Annotated in this window: 15 protein-coding genes and 7 pseudogenes; 13 read left to right on the top strand and 9 right to left on the bottom strand. The window is 67.7% G+C overall.

Features of this window, described 5'->3' with window-relative positions; genetic code table 11:
* The first annotated feature begins 76 nt into the window (after positions 1 to 76).
* Positions 77 to 1,159, top strand: a complete 1,083-nt coding sequence (locus ACFYZZ_RS10490; protein ID WP_389173509.1) for a GlxA family transcriptional regulator — start codon at positions 77 to 79, stop codon at positions 1,157 to 1,159.
* An 81-nt stretch (positions 1,160 to 1,240) separates the two neighbouring features.
* On the opposite strand, the gene ACFYZZ_RS10485 is transcribed toward ACFYZZ_RS10490, so the two are convergent.
* The gene (locus ACFYZZ_RS10485; RefSeq protein ID WP_389173507.1) at positions 1,241 to 1,381 is read right to left on the bottom strand and encodes a hypothetical protein; all 141 of its coding nucleotides are present in this window, start codon (positions 1,379 to 1,381) and stop codon (positions 1,241 to 1,243) included.
* Positions 1,382 to 1,784: 403 nt separating this feature from the next.
* Here ACFYZZ_RS10485 and ACFYZZ_RS10480 point away from each other — a divergent pair, with 403 nt between their 5' ends.
* On the top strand, positions 1,785 to 2,162 hold the full coding sequence (locus ACFYZZ_RS10480) for a nuclear transport factor 2 family protein (protein WP_389173505.1): 378 nt from the start codon (positions 1,785 to 1,787) through the stop codon (positions 2,160 to 2,162).
* Between the two features lie 70 nt (positions 2,163 to 2,232).
* Here the strand turns inward: ACFYZZ_RS10480 and ACFYZZ_RS10475 are convergent, their stop codons facing one another.
* Positions 2,233 to 2,445 (bottom strand): hypothetical protein, encoded by a 213-nt coding sequence (locus ACFYZZ_RS10475; RefSeq protein ID WP_389173504.1) that lies wholly within the window; start codon positions 2,443 to 2,445, stop codon positions 2,233 to 2,235.
* Positions 2,446 to 2,848: 403 nt separating this feature from the next.
* Between ACFYZZ_RS10475 and ACFYZZ_RS10470 the strand changes: the two genes are divergently transcribed.
* Positions 2,849 to 3,187: a winged helix-turn-helix transcriptional regulator gene (locus tag ACFYZZ_RS10470; protein ID WP_389173502.1), complete on the top strand. Its 339-nt coding sequence runs from the start codon at positions 2,849 to 2,851 to the stop codon at positions 3,185 to 3,187.
* 519 nt (positions 3,188 to 3,706) lie between these two features.
* Here ACFYZZ_RS10470 and ACFYZZ_RS10465 read toward each other — a convergent pair.
* The 4 genes and pseudogenes from ACFYZZ_RS10465 to ACFYZZ_RS10450 all read right to left on the bottom strand — a co-directional run bounded on the left by ACFYZZ_RS10465 (position 3,707) and on the right by ACFYZZ_RS10450 (position 7,036).
* Positions 3,707 to 4,459, bottom strand: coding sequence for an SDR family oxidoreductase (locus tag ACFYZZ_RS10465; protein WP_389173500.1), 753 nt, complete (start codon positions 4,457 to 4,459; stop codon positions 3,707 to 3,709).
* 61 nt (positions 4,460 to 4,520) lie between these two features.
* A complete protein-coding gene (locus tag ACFYZZ_RS10460; RefSeq protein WP_389173714.1) occupies positions 4,521 to 5,126 on the bottom strand; it encodes a LysE family translocator in 606 nt (201 codons plus the stop codon).
* A gap of 272 nt (positions 5,127 to 5,398) precedes the next feature.
* Positions 5,399 to 6,654, bottom strand: a pseudogene (locus ACFYZZ_RS10455) (IS256 family transposase).
* A gap of 85 nt (positions 6,655 to 6,739) precedes the next feature.
* Positions 6,740 to 7,036 carry a hypothetical protein gene (locus tag ACFYZZ_RS10450; RefSeq protein ID WP_389173498.1) on the bottom strand — a complete coding sequence of 99 codons (297 nt, stop codon included), beginning with the start codon at positions 7,034 to 7,036 and terminating at the stop codon, positions 6,740 to 6,742.
* Between the two features lie 312 nt (positions 7,037 to 7,348).
* Here ACFYZZ_RS10450 and ACFYZZ_RS10445 point away from each other — a divergent pair.
* Positions 7,349 to 7,815, top strand: a pseudogene (locus ACFYZZ_RS10445) (IS4 family transposase); the annotation flags it as partial.
* A 166-nt stretch (positions 7,816 to 7,981) separates the two neighbouring features.
* Here ACFYZZ_RS10445 and ACFYZZ_RS10440 read toward each other — a convergent pair.
* Positions 7,982 to 8,293, bottom strand: coding sequence for a hypothetical protein (locus ACFYZZ_RS10440; RefSeq protein WP_389173739.1), 312 nt, complete (start codon positions 8,291 to 8,293; stop codon positions 7,982 to 7,984).
* Positions 8,294 to 8,763: 470 nt separating this feature from the next.
* Between ACFYZZ_RS10440 and ACFYZZ_RS10435 the strand changes: the two genes are divergently transcribed.
* The 5 genes and pseudogenes from ACFYZZ_RS10435 (at position 8,764) to ACFYZZ_RS10415 (ending at position 12,496) form a co-directional block, all read left to right on the top strand.
* Complete coding sequence (locus tag ACFYZZ_RS10435; protein WP_389173496.1) at positions 8,764 to 11,175, top strand: CoA transferase; 2,412 nt, start codon at positions 8,764 to 8,766, stop codon at positions 11,173 to 11,175.
* Complete coding sequence (locus ACFYZZ_RS10430; RefSeq protein WP_389173494.1) at positions 11,172 to 11,666, top strand: SDR family oxidoreductase; 495 nt, start codon at positions 11,172 to 11,174, stop codon at positions 11,664 to 11,666. Before ACFYZZ_RS10435 ends, ACFYZZ_RS10430 begins: the two co-directional genes overlap by 4 nt.
* Before the next feature lie 20 nt (positions 11,667 to 11,686).
* Positions 11,687 to 11,839, top strand: a pseudogene (locus tag ACFYZZ_RS10425) (IS5/IS1182 family transposase); the annotation flags it as partial.
* A pseudogene (locus ACFYZZ_RS10420) lies at positions 11,833 to 11,922 on the top strand (IS5/IS1182 family transposase); the annotation flags it as partial. The pseudogenes ACFYZZ_RS10425 and ACFYZZ_RS10420, both read left to right, overlap by 7 nt.
* Positions 11,923 to 12,064: 142 nt before the next feature.
* A complete protein-coding gene (locus ACFYZZ_RS10415; protein WP_389173492.1) occupies positions 12,065 to 12,496 on the top strand; it encodes a hypothetical protein in 432 nt (143 codons plus the stop codon).
* Positions 12,497 to 12,511: 15 nt separating this feature from the next.
* On the opposite strand, the pseudogene ACFYZZ_RS10410 reads toward ACFYZZ_RS10415, so the two are convergent.
* A pseudogene (locus tag ACFYZZ_RS10410) lies at positions 12,512 to 13,369 on the bottom strand (IS5 family transposase).
* A 104-nt stretch (positions 13,370 to 13,473) separates the two neighbouring features.
* Between ACFYZZ_RS10410 and ACFYZZ_RS10405 the strand changes: the two are divergent.
* The 4 genes and pseudogenes from ACFYZZ_RS10405 (at position 13,474) to ACFYZZ_RS10390 (ending at position 16,471) form a co-directional block, all read left to right on the top strand.
* Positions 13,474 to 13,785 carry a hypothetical protein gene (locus ACFYZZ_RS10405; protein ID WP_389173490.1) on the top strand — a complete coding sequence of 104 codons (312 nt, stop codon included), beginning with the start codon at positions 13,474 to 13,476 and terminating at the stop codon, positions 13,783 to 13,785.
* 141 nt (positions 13,786 to 13,926) lie between these two features.
* Positions 13,927 to 14,061, top strand: a pseudogene (locus tag ACFYZZ_RS10400) (fumarylacetoacetase); the annotation flags it as partial.
* Positions 14,062 to 14,143: 82 nt separating this feature from the next.
* A complete protein-coding gene (locus ACFYZZ_RS10395) occupies positions 14,144 to 14,476 on the top strand; it encodes a hypothetical protein (RefSeq protein ID WP_389173488.1) in 333 nt (110 codons plus the stop codon).
* Positions 14,473 to 16,471 (top strand): annotated as a pseudogene (locus ACFYZZ_RS10390) (acetoacetate--CoA ligase). The gene ACFYZZ_RS10395 and the pseudogene ACFYZZ_RS10390 overlap by 4 nt, the downstream one beginning before the upstream one ends.
* An 801-nt stretch (positions 16,472 to 17,272) precedes the next feature.
* Here ACFYZZ_RS10390 and ACFYZZ_RS10385 read toward each other — a convergent pair.
* Complete coding sequence (locus ACFYZZ_RS10385; protein ID WP_389173486.1) at positions 17,273 to 17,848, bottom strand: carboxymuconolactone decarboxylase family protein; 576 nt, start codon at positions 17,846 to 17,848, stop codon at positions 17,273 to 17,275.
* Between the last annotated feature and the right edge of the window lie 10 nt (positions 17,849 to 17,858).

The raw sequence follows: 17,858 nt of genomic DNA, 5'->3' as shown, positions 1-17,858 counted from the left end.
ACTGCTCCCACGAGAAGCGGCGACATCGCCACAAAGTGCGGCGATATCGCCAACCCTGCGGGGAGTCGGAGGAATCATGAACCCGCTGCGCCTGGGTGTGCTGGCGTATCCCGGCTGCTTCGCCTCGGAGGTGTTCGGGATCCCCGATCTGCTGGCCATGGCCGATCACATCGCCGCGGCGCAAGGGTCGGACCGACCGCCCTACGAGGTGTCCGTCGTCTCGCCCCGGCGACGGGTGGTTGCCTCCGGCGGCTCGGCCATCGAGGTCTCGGCGCTGCGCCCCGTCGACGTCCTGATCGTGCCGGGTTTCGAGCTGTCGCCCAGCCTCGATCTCGACGCGACGCTCGCGAACCTGAGACCCGAAGTGGCGTCGATTCGGTCGCAGGCCGCCTCCGGTATCGCTGTCGTGTCGATCTGTGTCGGCGCCTTCCTCGTCGCCGAGGCCGGCCTGCTCGACGGGCGCGAGGCGACGACGTCCTGGCTGTTCGCGGACCGGTTCGCCCGTCGATACGCCAACGTCAAGGTGCGCCCCGAGCACCTGGTGGTCACCGACCACGGTGTGACGACCACGGCCGCCTTCAGCGCCATGTACGACTTCGCACTCCACTTGATCCGTGAGCACGACGGCCCCCGCGTCGCCCGCAGCACCGCACGCATCGCACTCGTCGACGACGCACGCTCCACCCAGACTCCCTACGTCGACCCGGAGCTCATGCCCGCCGTCGGCCGCGAGTTCTCACTCGGCGTGAAACGGTGGCTCGACCAGAACCTCGGGACTCGCTACGACCTGTCCGCCCTCGCCGAAACGTTCCACGTCAGCACCCGCACCATGCTCCGCCGCTTCGGCGAGGAAGCAGGTCAGACCCCGCTCGCCTACCTGCAATCCGCTCGGGTCCGCCGGGCCCGTCATCTGCTGGAGACCACCGACCGGACCATCGCACACATCGCCGCCGACCTCGGGTACACGGACACAAGCACCTTCAGCACCATCTTCGCCCGGCACACCGGCCAGCGGCCACGGGACTACCGCGCCACGTTCCGCCGGCCTGTCCGCGAAGCAGACCGCAACGCCGCACGCGGCCCTGATCTCCCAGAACCCGGACAGACCCGGTTCATGTCCTCCAGCTCCCACTCCCATCGTGCAGCCCGCCCCTCTTGATTACCGCGAGTACGGTGGTGCGAGGCGCGGGAAGGGGTCCAGCTCGGCGCTGGACCCCCAGATTCGGGCGAGGAGGACCGGTTAGTAGAGCGCTCGGAACGGTGTTGTGCCGGTGTAGGTGCTGGGGGCGAGGAATCGCTCCACCTCGCGAAGTAGCCGGGCGAGGTCTGCCGCGTGGTGGCCGCCGAGTGTGATCGTCTTGGGGAGGGCAGCCTCGGACATGGTGTGTCGTGACTCTGCTGGGCGAGCTGGACTTCGAGGTCGGCGATGCGCTTGTTGGCAAAGCAGACGTTGTCGCGGGCGGCGGCGAGTTTTTGTTCAGGGACTTGCACTCCGAGGCTGGCTGGCGGGCTCGTTTCGTGAGATTGATGTCCTCCGTAGTGAGCCGGACGATGTCCGTGCACAGAGTCTGTAGATCACGGAGTTGCCGGGAGATCGGCGTTTGCCCGCACTGCATGAGGAGCTCGCGATGGTCGGCCCTGCATCCTGTTGACTGCGGCTTTCCACGCATCAGGGCGTGATCGCAGAACAGTTCGACGGCGACGGGCTTGCCCACCGCTCCGACGGAACTGGCGCCCGCCGAGTGGACCGACCCGGTCCTGGGGCGGCCTGGCACAATGCGCCCATGGATCATGCGACCGCGCAGCAGTTCGTCGACTCCTGGGTAACGGCGTGGAACGCGCACGAACTGGAGGCTGTGCTGACGCACTACGCCGAGGACGTTTCGTTCCGGTCGCCAGTGGCCGCGCAACTGCTCGGTGGTGACGGGGTCATCCGAGGCAAGGACGCACTGCGCGCCTACTGGGCAGAGGGCCTACGGCGTATCCCCGACCTGCGATTCGAGGTACTTGGCAGCTACGTCGGCGTGAACTGCCTCGTCATCAACTACCGCAACCAGAGGGGCGGCCTGGTCAACGAAGTGCTCATCTTCGACGGCCCGCTGGTCATCGAGGGATACGGCACCTACCTTGGCGAGGACACCAATCCGGCCGGAGCCCGCTGAACTTGCTCCAAGGTCATGAAATGGGCGGCTGTCGGCATTCCGGACGTGAGGATGGTTTCGTCTTCGCTGGTCAGGCATAGAGGCGAGTCCAGGTGGCCGTGATGGCGCGCCGTGCCGTTGCTCCCCCGCTGTGATTTGTCGCGTAGAGCTCGTCGGCAAGGCGGGAGATCGGCGCCTTGTCCTGCGACCACACCGGATCTTCGGCGCTGCCGTGGACAGTCGAGAAGAGCTGGGCGTCGGTGAAGCCGAGTGGCTTGGCGAAACCGACGGCGTGTACCCCCACTCATACTCCGCGCCGCAGAGTGCACAGGTCCGGTGGATCATCACCTCGCGAAGTCGCGGCTCGACCCGGCCGTACCCGAGGATGCCGGAGCCGAGCGGTCGCATACGGGAGGGGAGCTCGTCGTGCACGTCAAGGGTGCGGAACAGTGCCAGCGGCTCCGTCCCGCTGTTGGGCGGCAATCACTCGTCAAGCATCCTCTTGGCGGCCGGGTCACAGGGAGGCTCCAACGGCGGTATCTGCGAGCCAGCGTGGAAACTGAGTTATGAACTACACTCCATATCTGCTTTGAAAAACGAAGTGACTATACGAGCGCTTCGAAAATAGAAGCGGATCGCGGAGGTTGCCCATGACGACACCATTGCCCGGCCGGCCAGTGCGGTCATCGCGCACAGGACGGCCGATCATGGCGCTGCTGGACCTGCTAGGGCGCCGCTGGATGCTGCGCGTGCTCTGGGAACTGCGCACGAAGCCGCTCGGCTTCCGGGCACTGCAGGACGCGTGTGATCGGATGTCGTCCAGCGTGCTGAGCGACCGCCTCGCCGAGCTCGACGAGGCGGGGCTGGTGACCGCCGATCCCGGCGCCGGATATGCGCTGACCAGGCGAGGGCGGCAACTGCTTGACGCGCTTGAGCCCCTGGACGCCTGGAGCAAGGCGTGGGCTCAAGACATTGCCGACACCCGCCCGGCGCCACGCGATGGAGACCGCCCCGAAGGCGTTCGGCGCCGACCTGGGGCAGGGTGACGGCGCGACTCTCAGGGTGAGTGGGTAGCCAACGGTTGGACATTAACTTTTCGCGGCTTCGGGTTGGGGGGTGCAGGCACTGTCCTGAGTGCGGGCGCGGCCCTGTCCTCGGCGGCACGGGTGCCGCAGGTGCCGGGCGCCGACTGCCACTCCCATGTGATTGACCCGGGCCGCTCACCGGTCGGAGTAATTGTCAAGACTTGTGGATTGGCGGTCCGTCGGGCGATGCATCAACCCGCCTGAAGCAGTGGCGGTGTCCTCGCCACCTGCTACGACAAGACCGCTACCGTCCACCTCGCCGGACCCCACCTCCCAGGCATGTTCCCCTGGCCCGCGCGAAGATCCCAACCAAACTGTTCAGGCCCCTTGTTTCTGATCACGGTGCCACTCTCGGGTGCTCGGGCATCGGCCAAGAGACCCGGTATGAGTGGCATTCTGGGATGCTGGGTGAGAACCGCAGGCTGGGCTGACCCTGGCGTCGCTCGTGCAATCAATCCAAACGCCACGGCTCGGCTTCCTTTATCGATGTTCTGTCGGCCCGTCAGGGGCCTGCTCGAAGTGGAACGACTTGATGAAGCAGTCCCGGGGCTGTTTGAGAGCGAAGAACACGCACTCCGCCACGGAGTGGGCCGTGAGCATGTCGCTGGAGCCGCGTGGCGTGCTCTCCCACTGCGGGGACAGCGGGTCTGGGTTGCAGAAGTCCGGCGGGTACAGCGAGATGACCCGCACGCCTTGGGGTCGTAGCCGCTTGGAGAGGATGTCAGCGAAGCCAGCTTGTGCACTCTTTGCGGCGTAGAAAGCGTCATGTGCGTTGGAGCGCTGGTGAGCCGGAAGCCCGGCGGCGGAGATCATGTTGACCACGTCTGGTCTGTCGGATGCGAGCAGCAGCGGCAAAAGGTGCTTCACGATCAAGACCGTGCCGGTGGCTCCGGCGGCGATGGTGTCGGTCACGTCCTCGTCACTGGCGGAGAGGAGATCTGGCCCCTCCAGCCAGCGGGCGCCGTTGTTGACCAGCACATCCACCCGGTCGGTGCACCGTGCCACTTCGGCGGCGAACTGCCGGATCGAGGCGGCCTCAGCCAGGTCGCATGCGAAGGCGTGCACGTGTTCGTGGCCGAGGTCACGTATCTCGCCCGCCACGCGTCGTGACGCCTTCAGGCTGCGGGAGGACACAAAGACCTCGGCACCCTGCTGGGCGAAACGGATGGCGAGGGTGCGGCCGAAGTCGCGGGACGCACCAGTGATGACGACACGTTGCTGTTCGAAGCTCATGTAAATGCCTGCTGCCTCTGGAGTTTTATTGCTGTAGCGCGGTTAATTACTGACGGGGCGGTCAGTTGGTGCGGTCCATTACCGCGACCTTCAGGCCGAGACCGATCATGGCCAGGCCGCCCGCGCGGTCGGCGAGCGCCAGCCGCCGTGGGGACCTGCCGAACCAGTTCCGTGTGGCCGAGGCCGTTAGCCCCCACACGCAGTCGCACGACAGGGCCAGCAGGGTGCCGGTCAGCCCAAGTAGCAGCATCTGGCCCACGACATGGCCGAGGTCCCGGTCCACGAACTGGGGCAGCACGGCCGTGAGGAACACGATGCTCTTGGGGTTCGTCGCCCCGACGATCGTGCCTTCCCACACCGTGCGTCCCGCCCTCTTCGGCACGCTGAGCGTGCTGCTGGTCACCAGCCGCACGGTCCGACCGGCCCGGAGGGCCTTGACACCCAGGAACACCAGATAGGCCGCACCACCGAGCTTGATGACGGTGTACACCAGCACCGAGCGCTCCACCACGGTCCCCAGTCCAAGCGCCACCACGATGACGAGGACATAGCCGCCGACCGCGTTGCCGAGGACCGAGGCCAGCGCGGCCCGCCGCCCGTGGGCCAGAGCGCGTCCAATCACGAACAGCACGTTCGGTCCGGGAAGGGCAGCGAGCAGCGAGGACATCGCGCAGAACGCGATCAGTTGGTGAAGACCAGGCACGTCGACATCGTCACAAGCCGATCACGGAAGGGGAATGAGACCTTCGGCCTAGGACTTCCGGCCCCCAAGTCCTTGTGATGCGCCCCCTCCCACCCGTCATCCCACCCTCGTGATCAAGCAGACTGCGCGATCCTCCGGCCCGGACACACACCATGATCCGAAAGAGACGCCCCGGTCCAGCCGGTGGGGCTCGCTCAGCTGTTGGCGCAAGGTTGCGCCGGCACCGCTATGGCTCGTCACGCTGCGATCGTCTCAGGACTCTCTACCAGCACGCCGCGTTCGAAGCGGGCTCCGGCGCGGACGAGTGCGACGAGGTGGGGTGCATTCACCGCACGCCAGCGGGCCTGGGCGGATTCGACGAGCTTGAAGACCATTGCCAGCCCGGCGGCTCGGCTGCCGGCCCCCTTGGTGACCTTGGTCCGCTGCCGCACGGTGGCGAAGGTCGACTCGATCGGGTTGGTGGTCCGCAGGTGAATCCAGTGCTCGGCGGGGAAGTCGAAGAACGCCAGCAGCTCGTCCTCGTCGTCCGTGATCCGCTTGACGACCTTGGGGTTCCTCGCCCCGTAGGCCCGCTGGAAGTCGCGGACGGCCCTGGTCGCGTGCTCCTTGTCCTCTGCGTTGTAGATCTCCTGGATGACGCGCTTGGCAGCGGGCTGGGCGGATTTCGGGAGCGCGTCGACCATGTTGGCCGTTTTGTGAACCCAGCACCTCTGATGACGGGTGTCGGAAAACACCTCGTTCAGCGCGTTCCAGAAGCCGAGCGCGCCGTCGCCGACGGCCAGGACCGGAGCACGCATGCCACGGCGAGCGCAGTCCCGCAGCAGGCCCGCCCACGCTTCGGAGGATTCGCGGTAGCCGTCCGTCATCGCGATCAGTTCCTTCGTGCCGTCCCCGCGCACGCCCATCAGAACCAGGACCGCGGCCTTCGCCTCTTCCAGACGGATGCGCAGGTGGACGCCGTCCGCCCAGACATACACATAGTCCCTGGCGGACAGATCACGGTCCTGGAACGCCCTGTGGTCGGCCTGCCACTGCGCGGTCAGCCGCGTCACCGTCGCGGGCGACAGGCCGGCCGAGGAGCCGAGGAACTGCTCCAGCGCGGGCACGAAGTCCCCCGCCGACAGGCCGTGGAGATACAACAGCGACAACACCTCAATGATCTTCGGTGACTTCCGACACCAGGGCGGCAGGATCGCCGAGGAGAACCTCTTGCGCTCCACGGGCGCCTCGTCCACCCGCTTGTCGTTGACCCGCGGTGCCTTGACCTCGACGGCTCCGGCCACGGTGGTGACCTTCCTGGGCTGTTGATAGCCGTTACGGACCACCAGACGACGGCGTTCTCGTCGCGTTCGTTGCCCAACTCCGCTTTATAGGCGTTGACTTCGGGTTCGAGTGCGGTGGCCAGCATCCGCCGCGCGCCCTCCCGAACGATCTCATCCAGCACCGACTGGCCGCTTGGCGTGGTGTCGTCCTCGTTGCCTACCGTAAGCACGAGCGTGCCTTCCGACCGACGCTGCAACGTCGGCCTTGCTCGATGACCTACCGATCGATCCATCGGGAAGGTACGCCCTCTTCCGTCAGGACTGACCAACAGGTATTGAGCATTGCTCGCGTTCGGCCCAGCTGGCTGCGATGCGTTGAGCCGCGAGCTCACCGGCCTGCTCGGTGTCGTAGCCGGTGAGCCGGGCCAGAATGGCCGCGAGCGGGGTGATCTGGCCGCGTCCGCCCCAGTGGCTCTCGGGGGCCTCGGTGGGGATCACCCAGATCCGACTGGGATCGCGTGGCCACGGACCATTCTCGGCGTCCGAGGATCGCCTCGTGACCTTGGCGATGACACCCGCCCGTCCGTGCTCATCGAGCTGCCCTTCCGGCACGGACGGGACGCCTTGTAGCGGGGCGCGTCCGTGGGTGCTCCCCGGACGTAGACAGCGGCCGGCCGGTGAACGAACGCCCACGAAACCGCCCGGGTCGCAGTGAATAAGCCTGCGAGCAGCCCGTCCAGGTCGTGCTCGAATGCGCCGCAGGGCACACCCACCTGCCCTCGGAAGCCATCCACCGCACGCCTGGGCCAGGCGCCCGCTTCCCGGAACCCGCCTACAGGGGCGCCTGACCCGATTCCCATGTCGAGTTGGCGTACGGCTGGGAATCTGCCGGCATCCCGCGAAGCGCAAGAGCGCATCTACGGGACCGGGACGCGGGCCCCGCTCGGCGCGGTCTTCGGGCCGGTCGCTTCGGCCGAGACCGTCCCCCCGAGCAACTCCTGCCGCTGCTGGACGACAGCATGCTGCTGCTGGGGGCCTGGGCTTCGACAGCGACGAGTTCCTGGCCAGAAGCGCGACCACGGGCGCGCAGCTGCTGGTCCGCCTGCAGGGCCAGCGCACGCGAGCCCGGCGGGCAAGCCTGTCCGACGGGCTCCTACCCCACGCGGGTCCGCCGTGTGCGGTTGCGTGTCATCGACATGCACGTCTCGGTCACGACGAGCGCCGGGGTTCGTGTCGTCGGCCACTACCGCCTGGCCACCACGCTGCAGGACTCGCGGCGCGCCCCGGCCGCCGATCTCCCGGCGCTCGACCACGAGCGCCGGGAGATCCAATCGGCATTGCACTCCCCGCGCCACAGCCTCCTGGACGGCCTCGGCATGCGCTCGCAGGACCCCTGTCCATTGCCGATTCATCGCATCGACCGACTGTCGGGACGACGGTGCAGGTCTTACACCCGCACGCGGATCAGTGCCAGCCCCTCGTGGCGCACGGTCTTTGCACGTCCACTTGAACCAGCAGCGCCTCACGGCGCAAACGAAACTGCGGGCGGAGCCGAATTCAGGAAATCCCATCGAGGCGGCGTCGGTTCGGCAATCGAGAAGGTCCCATGGACAGCCGTGCCGCATCAGAGGCAGGCATACTCCTCCGGTCGACATCGACTCCGGTGCAGGTCCACTCACACAGGTAGCCGGCCTCCTCCTCGGCGGGCGGCATCGCCAGAGCCTCGAGGTCGAGTTCCATGGTTGCGTCACCTCCTTTCAGAGAGCGGGGACACGGGTGCCACTGCGCGGCGGAGGTTGCCGCCTCCGGGTGGAGACCGAAGAGGTCGGCGACGACGATGGGCGGGAGCGTGGTGACCGCCTCGATCATGGGCGCCGACCTTTCCGTCAGAGCTGGAGGGTCCCGCCGGTAGCGGGGGTGGGCGCGAGTGAAGCTCCGTCGCGCAGCTGGTGCCGCCTTCCCGGCGACTTGTGCTTCGATTTTCGAACCGTTACGGTACTTTCAAAATCGAAGCGGCTTCTGTGTGGCACCGCCGCCCGCCTACTTCGCGACCGCGACGCGCCACCTGTCGCGACATCTTTCCCGCCTGCCCCTGTGAGAACGATGATGATGAAAAGCACCACCGCGCACCCCGGTGCGGCTCTCGAAGGTGTCCTGGCCGCGGCGGCCTTCGACGAACTCCCGTGCAGCGCTGCCGCACACGCCGAAGCCCCGGCCCTTGGGTTCCTGCCGGGCGCCCTTCCGCCCGACCTGGCCAACCCGATCATTCAACTGCTGGAGGCCGAACAGGAGCCCCGCGGTCGGGAACTTTCAGGACGAACCCAAAAAGGCAGGGCCGCGTGAAACCGCTGCAGGGTATCCGCGTTCTGGAGCTGGGAGGCTGGCTCGCCGGAGCCCTGGCTGGACGTCTCCTGTCCGACTTGGGCGCGGACGTGATCCGCGTCGTGCCTGCCGGGTCGGCGAAGCTTCCCGAGCCACTCAACCGCGCGTTGGCGGCCGGCAAGGAGGAGGTATCGCTCGACTTGCGTCAGCCACGGGACCGCGCGGAGGCCGAGGTGCTGATTGCAGGGTGCGATGTAGTGCTCGAAAACGCACGCCCGGGCGCACTTGAGCGGGCGGGCCTGAACGCCGCCGACTGTCGCGCGCGCGACGACCGACTGATCTGGGTGAGCCAGCCGGGCTTCGCGAGCACCGACACCGAACTGTCCAATCTGCCGGCTTGGGAGGTCGTGCTTGGCGCGGCCTGTGGGCTGTACACCGACACGAGCCTGATCCGTGGGCTCGTGGGTCTGCCACCGGTATTCACCGCGCTGCCGCTAGCGTCCGTTTACGGTGGGGTACACGGAGCGTTGGCAGCAGTGGCAGCGCTGGTCGGCCGTGAGCGCGACGGCTGTGGGGATCATGTGGAAGTCCCACTCGCGGCGTCGCTGCTGGCTGCTATGGGGCCGGTGCTGCTGCACCTCGAACGCCAGCCCAGCCGCTACGACACGCCGCCTCTCCCTGCCCTGGTCAAGCCGCTGGTCGGGGCGGCGCGAGCCGTCCTTGCGCACGCGCCCCTGAGACTTCGGGAACGCGTGGGAGGGCTGGCCAGCGGCTTGGTCCCGCCGCTCATGGACTCCTACGCCTGCGCGGACGGTCGGCTCCTCTACGTCTTCGCCATGGACCATGACCGCCTCCCCACCATGCTGCTGGACAAGGTCGGTGTCCTTGACGGTCTTCGCTCCACGGGCCTGGGGACCCACAGCCTCTACGGACCGCCGCGTCGCGACAACGTTCTTGACGGCAGCGCACTTGCGCCGGCCGCACGCCGCAAGGTGCGCAAGGCTCTGGCCGACGCATTCGCGACTCGACCCGCCCATGACTGGGAACGGCTGCTCGGCGACGCGGGTCTGCCCTGCGCTGTGCAGCGGACGTCTGCGGAGTGGGCGGCGCTACCCGAGACGGCACTGGCGGGGTTGTTCACCGACCGCAACGGTATCCACGCTCCGGGGCCGGCCGTGTGGTACGACGCCGAACCTGAGGCAAAGGGCGTACCGTTCCCCGTGCCGCCACCCAAGAGTCTGCCTCTGCACGGCTGCCGCGTCATCGACCTGTCCTGCATGGTCGCGGGGCCGATAGCGGCACGCACCCTGGCCGAACTGGGCGCCGACGTCATCAAGATCGATGCCCCGCGGCCTCATCACGGTCCGCGAATGGTCTGCTGGTACGGATTGGAGGTCAATCGCGGCAAGCGCTCCGTCCTCCTCGACATCGCTCGGCCCGAAGGCGCGGAGACGCTGCGTCGCGCGCTGAGTCACACCGATGTAGTGGTCGAGAACTTCTCCGGCCAGACATTGGCCCGCCTGGGGCTCGACCCACGCGAGCTGCGCGCTGCCGCCCCGCATGTGGCCTGGACCACAATTTCCGCCTTTGAGGGACCCTCTGCGGGACCGTGGGCGGAACGACGCGGTTACGACCCCGTCCTGCAGGCCGCGACGGGCATCATGCTTCGCTACGGCGGAAGTGCCCCCGAACTGCACGCCATCGCCTCCTGCGTTGACGCACTGACCGGCTATCTCGCCGCGCTGGCAACCGCTGCGGGCCTGTTGGTCCGAGCCCGAGGGGGAACACCGCCTCCTGCCCGCACCTCACTGGCGGCCGCCGCTGGCCTCGCCCAACTACCTTTCACGCTCTTCACCAACGGCCATGCGGCATTCGAGGGAGAACCCTCCGGGCCCAATGCAGTCGGAGTCGGCGCGCTCCAGCGCCTCTACCAGGCCCGCGACGGCCATCTCGCACTTGGTGCCCGCGACGACCAGCTCACTGACGTCCTTCACGCGCTCGCGATAGCGCCCTGCTCCGAGTCCTTGGACCTGACCTGCGAGGGCGCGGTGGCCGAGAAGATTGCTGCGGCACTGCGACGGCGCACGGTCCGCGATGCAGTCGCGGCACTGCGCGCCGCCGGAGCCGGAGCGATCCCTGTACGCAGTCTCGACGAAATACGCGAGCAGGAAGCGTCATACGACCCCACCCGCACGCTGGGCCTACTCCGTGAGCCCAACCACCCCGCCGGAACATCGGTCACTGCGGTGGCACCGACCTATCTGCGGTTCAGCCGCCGCGGCCCGCTGCGACCTGGCGCTCCGGCCGCCAAACCCGGAAGCGACACCTTCACCACGCTCTCCGACTGGGCGGAGTCCGACGCCGTGCGCCGGATGGTTCAAGACGGAGTGGCAGCCGATCACATCACCTCGGAGTACCTGCCGTCATGACCCACAGTGCCTCGCAGCTCACCCGCCGGTTCCCGGGAAAGCGGGCCCTCGTCTTCGGTGCGGCGAGCGGCCTCGGCCGCGAGACCACGCTCCTTCTGCTCGACGCCGGGTGGAGAGTCATGGCCGCGGATATCGACACCGCCCGCCTGAAAGCAGACTCCTCACTGGGCCGCGCTCTGCACAGCGGTGTCGATGTCAAGGTCGCCGATGCCGTCCAAGCTGTCGTCGACGAAACCGTGGTCGCATTCGGCGGAGTCGATCTTGTTGTCAACAGCGCGGGAATCGGCGCGGGCGGGCGCTTCGAGGAGCTTCCGGTCGACGTATGGAAGGAAGTCCTGGATGTGAACGTGCTGGGAACGGTGCACGGCTGCAGCGCCGTACTACCGGTGATGCGTCAGCAAAAGGCAGGACACATCGTCAATGTTGCCAGCGCGGCCGCCTTCCACGCTCTGCCGCGGGTAAGTGCGTACAACGCCGCTAACAACGGCTAACAAAATGAGGTGGATCGCTCCTGACGCCCGTGGGCGGGCGAGAGTTGGGCGTTCGGTCTGGCGTGGGGGCGTCACCGTGGATCGTGTCGGATGAGCTGTGGGACCGCCTGGAGCCGCTGCTGCGGCAGTGTGAGCGCCGCTTCCGTTGTCCGGGCCGTAAGCCGTTGCCGGACGCACCCCGTTCGCGATCTTGCTGACCGGCGGCAACTGCAACGACGGCACCCAACTGCTGCCCCTGCTCGACGCGATCCCGCCGGCGTACTTGGCCTTGCGCTGAGTCTCCAGAGGGTTCGGCTGCTTGGACAGGCCCTACGACGTACGGATCACGGCTGATCCGACCCCCAATCCCACCAGACGTGAGACAGTTCAGGCCGGAGGCGACGAGGAGGATGCGAAGAATGTCGACGTGGAACGGATTCGGCACCACGTATCGGGGCTTCAGCTACCCGAATCGTGACGGCAGGCACCACGCCACCCAGTGGGCCGTGCTGCTTTTTCTACCGGTGATCCCCTTGCGTCGGCATCGCCTGACCGTCGGCGACTCGTCCTACACACAGTACGGGAACGGCAGTACCTCGGTCACCCACTACGCGGTGCACGAGGAGACGCCGCTCGTCGGCGGGGAGATACTGCGCACATATCTGACCTGGTGGGTCATCGGCCCGCTGATCGTTTTCGGGCCCCCCGCACTGGTGCTGTGGCTCTTCGGCGACACCAACGGATTCATGACCTATTTCCTCCTCCTGGCCAGCTGCGTCGCCTGGTGCATCTGGGTGGGCGCGGCTATGGAGAAGCGCAACCGCAGGGAGCGCGCGCTGCCTCCGGGGTAGCCGCTCCCTTCTCCTTTACAACGGCTGACGCAATGAGCTGAGTTGTCGGTGTGTGATCAGGCAGCAGGCGAGTTTGAGGAACGCTTCGTGGATGTCGGCTCTGCGTTCCCATCGGATCCGCAGACGTCGGAAGCCATGCAGCCACGCGAAGCTTCTCTCGATCACCCAGCGGTAGGTACCCAGTCCGGTGCCGTGCCGTGTTCCGCGGCGGGCAATGGCCGGCACGATGCCGCGAGCGCGGACCTGGTCTCGGTAGATGTCGTGGTCGTAGCCACGGTCGGCGAAGAGCGAGTCGGGTTTGCGGCGCGGTCGTCCGACCCGGCCGCGGACCGGCGGGATCGCATCGAGCAAGGGCAGGAGCTGGGTGACGTCGTTGCGGTTGCCGCCGGTCAGCAGGACGGCGAGCGGGGTGCCGTGTCCGTCGGTGATGAGGTGGTGTTTCGATCCTGCCCGGCCCCGGTCGACCGGCGAGGGGCCCGTGTGGCTCCCCCTTTTAGCGCCCTGACATGGGAAGAGTCGACCACCCAGCGGGACCAGTCCAGCCGCGAGGCTGCGTTCAGTTCGGCCAGCAGGACCTCGTGGAGCCGTTGCCACACGCCGGCCTCGTTCCAGTCCCGCAGCCGTCGCCAGCAGGTCATGCCCGAGCCGAAGCCCAGCTCCTTCGGGAGGTACTCCCACTGGATGCCGGTGTGCAGCACGTACAGGATCCCGCACAGCACCTCCCGGTCCGGTAACGCCTTGCGGCCGGGATACCGGAAGCGGCGCTCACGCTGCGGCAGCAGCGGCTCCAAGCGGTCCCACAGCTCATCCGACACGATCCACGGCGATGTCCACGCCGAGCCGAACGTTCAACTCCCGCCTCGGACACGGCAACCAACGCCGATCCACCTCATTTTGTTAGCCGTTGTAAAGCGGCGGTCCTCGCCCTCTCGGAGACGCTGGCGTCCGACCTCGCAGGCAGCGGCATCGGCGTCACAGTGAAGTTGTCGACCTTCTACCGCTCCCGGCTGCCAGAACTGACCATCGGGAGCGAGGAGGCACGTGCCCTCACCGCGCAACTGCCGGAGCGCTCGGGCGTGGACGCTCGCACTGTTGCAAAAGAGATGCTTCACGCCGCTGGGTCAGGACACTTCTACGTGGTGACCCCGCGGCAGGCCCGCATTCTGTGGTCGGCCAAGCGCCACGCGCCGCGCCTCTACCAGCGGCTGATGCCAGCCGCGTCGCAGAGGCTCATCTCCCGCCTGACGCGTGAGATCGATTCAGTCACCAATGAAGTGAGGCTGAGGTGAACGCATATACCCCGAATCTGATACTCGCCCGGGAGGCGTTTGTCTCCCAGCCCTTCAGCATCTACATGGGCGCCCGGCTGACGGCTTTCTGCGATGGTTCTGCCGCCCTGGAGCCTGACTGTCCGCGATGAATTGCAACGAAAGGCGTTCTTCAAGAGCCAGGCGAAGAACCCCCACTACCTGCGGCAGGGCGATGTGGTGACCGCGACCATCGCCACCCCGGACGGACGCATCGAGCTCGGCGAGCAGCGAACGCACGTGACCGACGCGAACTGACCGACGCGAACTGACCGACGCGAACCGATACCCGAAGTGAGCCGCACATGACGGTCGAGCCAACTCGGCTGACGTACCCGTCGTGATCGTCGGAGCCGGACCCGTGGGCGTGACCGCCGCCCTCCTGGCCCAGCGCGGAATGCATATCGTCGTCCTCCAACGCCGCGCCCGATTCGACGACCTGCTCGGCGACTCCCTCGCCCTGGTGACGGCTGCACCGCCGTCCCCGCGCTGCAGGCGATCGCCGACGGCCTCGGTGCCCGGACCGTCCACGGCGACAACGGTCGGCTCACCGCCTGGCTGCGCAAGGCACGGGCGGACGCCGCGCTGCTTCCCTGCTGCATACCGCACGAATCCCTTGTCCCTGCTCAACGGATCGGTCCGGAAAAGCCTGTTGAGGAGCATGCGGCGATGAACACGCCGTACCCGAACCCGTTCTTCACACCCGATGCGGAGGCCGCAGCGGCCAGCCGCATCGTGGACTTCGCGCGCTGGGCGGCTCGGCACAGGGGCCCGGGAGGGCGGCGCCGACTACGCCGCCCTGCACCGCTGGTCGGTCACCGACCTGGAGGGCTTCTGGGGCGCGGTATGGGAGTACTTCGACGTCGAGGCGGACACCCCGTACGAGCGGGTCCTGGCCGAGGAGACCATGCCGGGCGCCCGCTGGTTCGCCGGTGCCACCCTCAACTACGCCCACCACGCCCTGCGCAACCTCACGGACGACGACGTGGCGATCATCGCCCTCCACGAGACCGGCTTCGGGTACGAGATGACCGGAAAGCGGCTACGCTCCCAGGTCGCCTCGGTGGCAGCAACCCTGCGCGACCTGGGTGTGGGGCGGGGCGACCGAGTGGTGGGCTACCTGCCCAACACCCCACACGCGATCGTCTCCTTCCTCGCCGCCGCAAGTCTCGGCGCCGTGTGGTCGGTGTGCGGGCAGGACTACGCCCCCAAGGCCGCTGCCGACCGGTTCGCACAGCTCAAACCCACCGTCCTGATCGCCGCCGACGGCTACCTCTTCAACGGCACCACCCACGACCGCCGGGAAGCTGCCCTCGAACTGGCCAGCGCCCTGCCGACATTGAAGGCGACGCTGCTGGTGGACCACGTGGGCCTGCCATGGCTCGAAGCCACCTACCCGTCCCTGGTGGTGCCGTGGGAGGACGCGTCCACCCGCACTGAGGAGCTGGCCTGCACGCCGGTGCCGTTCGACCACCCGCTGTGGGTCGTGTTCTCCTCCGGCACCACCGGCCTGCCCAAGGGCATCGTCCACGGCCACGGAGGGGTTCTGCTTGAGCACCTGAAGACACTGGGCCTGCACTCTGACCTGAGCCCCGGCGACCGCCTGCTCTGGTACACCACCACCCACTGGATGATGTGGAACCTGGTCGTCTCCACACTGCTGACCGGTGCCACGACGTGCACGTACGACGGTAGCCCTGCGCCCTTCGCCAAGCTCGACATCCTGTGGGAGCTGGCCGCGCGCCACCGGGTGACCGTTTTCGGCACAAGCCCCCAGTACCTGCTGAGCATGGCCAAGTTCGGCATCGACCCGTCCGGCCACGACCTGTCTTCCGTCCGCGTGGTCGGCTGCACCGGCTCCGCCCTGCCGGCCTCCGCCTACCCCTGGGTCCGCGACCACGTGGGCGACCATGTCCTGCTCGCGTCCACCAGCGGCGGCACGGACGTGGTGTCCGGCTTCGCCGGCAGCGCGCCCAACACGCCCGTCTGGGCCGGGGAGTTGTCCGCGCCCCACCTCGGCGTGGCTCTGGCCGCCTACGACGCCGACGGCCTCCCAGTCACCGACGAGGTCGGCGAGCTGGTCGTCACCCGCCCCATGCCGTCGATGCCGCTGTACTTCTGGAACGACCCTCACGGCACCCGCTACCGCGACGCCTACTTCTCCTCCTACCCCGGCGTGTGGCGGCACGGCGACTGGATCACGATCACGGGTCACGGCTCGGTGATCGTCCACGGCCGATCCGACAGCACGCTGAACCGCAAGGGCGTACGCCTGGGCAGCGCCGACATTTACGACGTCGTTGAACGCCTTCCCGAAATCACCGAAGCCCTCGTCATCGGCGCGGAGGAACCTGACGGCGGCTACTGGATGCCCCTGTTCGTGGTCCCCGCCGCAGGAGTGACCCTGGATGACGCCCTCCGCAAGAAGATCAAGGAAGCGATCCGCACCGGCGCCTCCCCTCGTCACGTCCCCGACGAGATCCTCGAAGTCCCGGCCATCCCGCACACACGCACCGGCAAGAAACTCGAAGTCCCCGTCAAGCGCCTTCTCCAGGGCACTCCCCCCGAGCAGGTCGCCAACCCCGCCGCCGTGGACGCCCCCGAAATCGTCGACTATTACGCCCGCCTGGGAGCCGAACGCCGCCGCCGCAGGACCGCCGACGCATGAGAACAGCACAGATCGCCCTCACCATCGTTCTGGCTCAGGTCTTCTACTCGGCCCTCGGCAGCTACGTCTACGGGTTCGCCCTGCAGGAACGCAGCCTGCCCTTCGACACCCCCGAGGAGACTGCGGAGCTGGCGCAGGCCATCCTCACGCAGGAGGCGACCGACCGGTACCTACACCTGGCCGAGCTAACAACCAGCTCGGCCGGGGGCCGCGGTCGGCGGTCACGGTCGCCGTGGGCGGCGCGCCGTGCCCGGAGCAGGTGCTGCGCCCCGGCTACGACTACAGCGACGAGTTCGGGCTCGACCTGATCCTCGGCGGGATCGAGAGGGCCATGTGAAGCAGCCGAGTGGGCGGCCCGGTCCATGCCTGGATAAGGCCGCACTACTGCGCGCGAAGCTGTGGCGGTATCCGCGCGAGCAGGGAGGCTGGACACGGAGGGCTGCCCGGCCCCGCCGCAGCGCAGGCAGAGCGGGGTCGAGATCCTCGCACAGGTGCGAAACCCCCGGGAACACGCTCGCCGAGGCGGCCCCGTTCCCGAGGAACCCGGTGCCGCCGACGATCACACTGCCGAGGGGTGGCGCCGAATCTTCCGCGCCAGGCGGGCCAGCATGTGGTGCGAGGACCGGGCCGGAGGTCACAAGGCGTTCCGTCCTTGCCGGTTTGCCGCCCTCATCCAGCCGGGCGGCCATCAGCCCATTGCCTTGTGCTGTCCGCCCAGCAGCCTGCCCGGATACCCCTACCCGCCTCCGGCGGCCAGTACCGTCACCTGCGAGTATCCGGCCCGGCCACACCGGGTGCGACCTATCCCAGAGGGAATCGCGGTGCCCATTCCTCCAGCTCGACCCGGGCGGTGTTGATGACGTAGGAGATCGTCCGGTACCACCCTGCGGTGATCACGAGCTCGAGGATCTGGTCGGGCGAGAACAGCGCGCTCAGGGCGGCGAACAGCTCATCGCCGACACCGTTCGTCGCGTAAAGCTCGTCGGCGAGGCGGAAGACCAGCGCCTCGTCCTGCGACCACACGGGATCCTCGGCGCTGCCGTGGACGGTGGAGAAGAGCTGGGCATCGGTGAAGCCGAGCGGCTTGGCGAAACCGACGGCGTGTACCCCCCACTCGTACTCCGCGCCGCAGAGAGCGCAGGTGCGGTGGATCATCACCTCGCGCAGCCGCGGCTCGACCCGGCCGTGTCCCAGGATGCCGGCGCCGAGCGGTCGCATGCGGGAGGCGAGGTCGTCGTGCACCCCGAAGGTGCGGAAGAGCGCCAGCGGCTCCATTCCGCTGTTGGGCGGCATCCACTTGTCGAGCATGGTCTTCGTGGTCGGGTCGTAGGGAGGCTCCAGGGGTGGGATCCGAGGGCCAGTGGGGGTGTGAGCCATGAACTACACT

The organism is Streptomyces sp. NPDC001816 (assembly GCF_042892235.1).
In the GTDB taxonomy this organism is placed as follows: domain Bacteria; phylum Actinomycetota; class Actinomycetes; order Streptomycetales; family Streptomycetaceae; genus Streptomyces.
The sequence above is the reverse complement of the archived record's forward strand: the minus strand, read 5'-3'. Positions and strand labels throughout refer to the sequence as shown.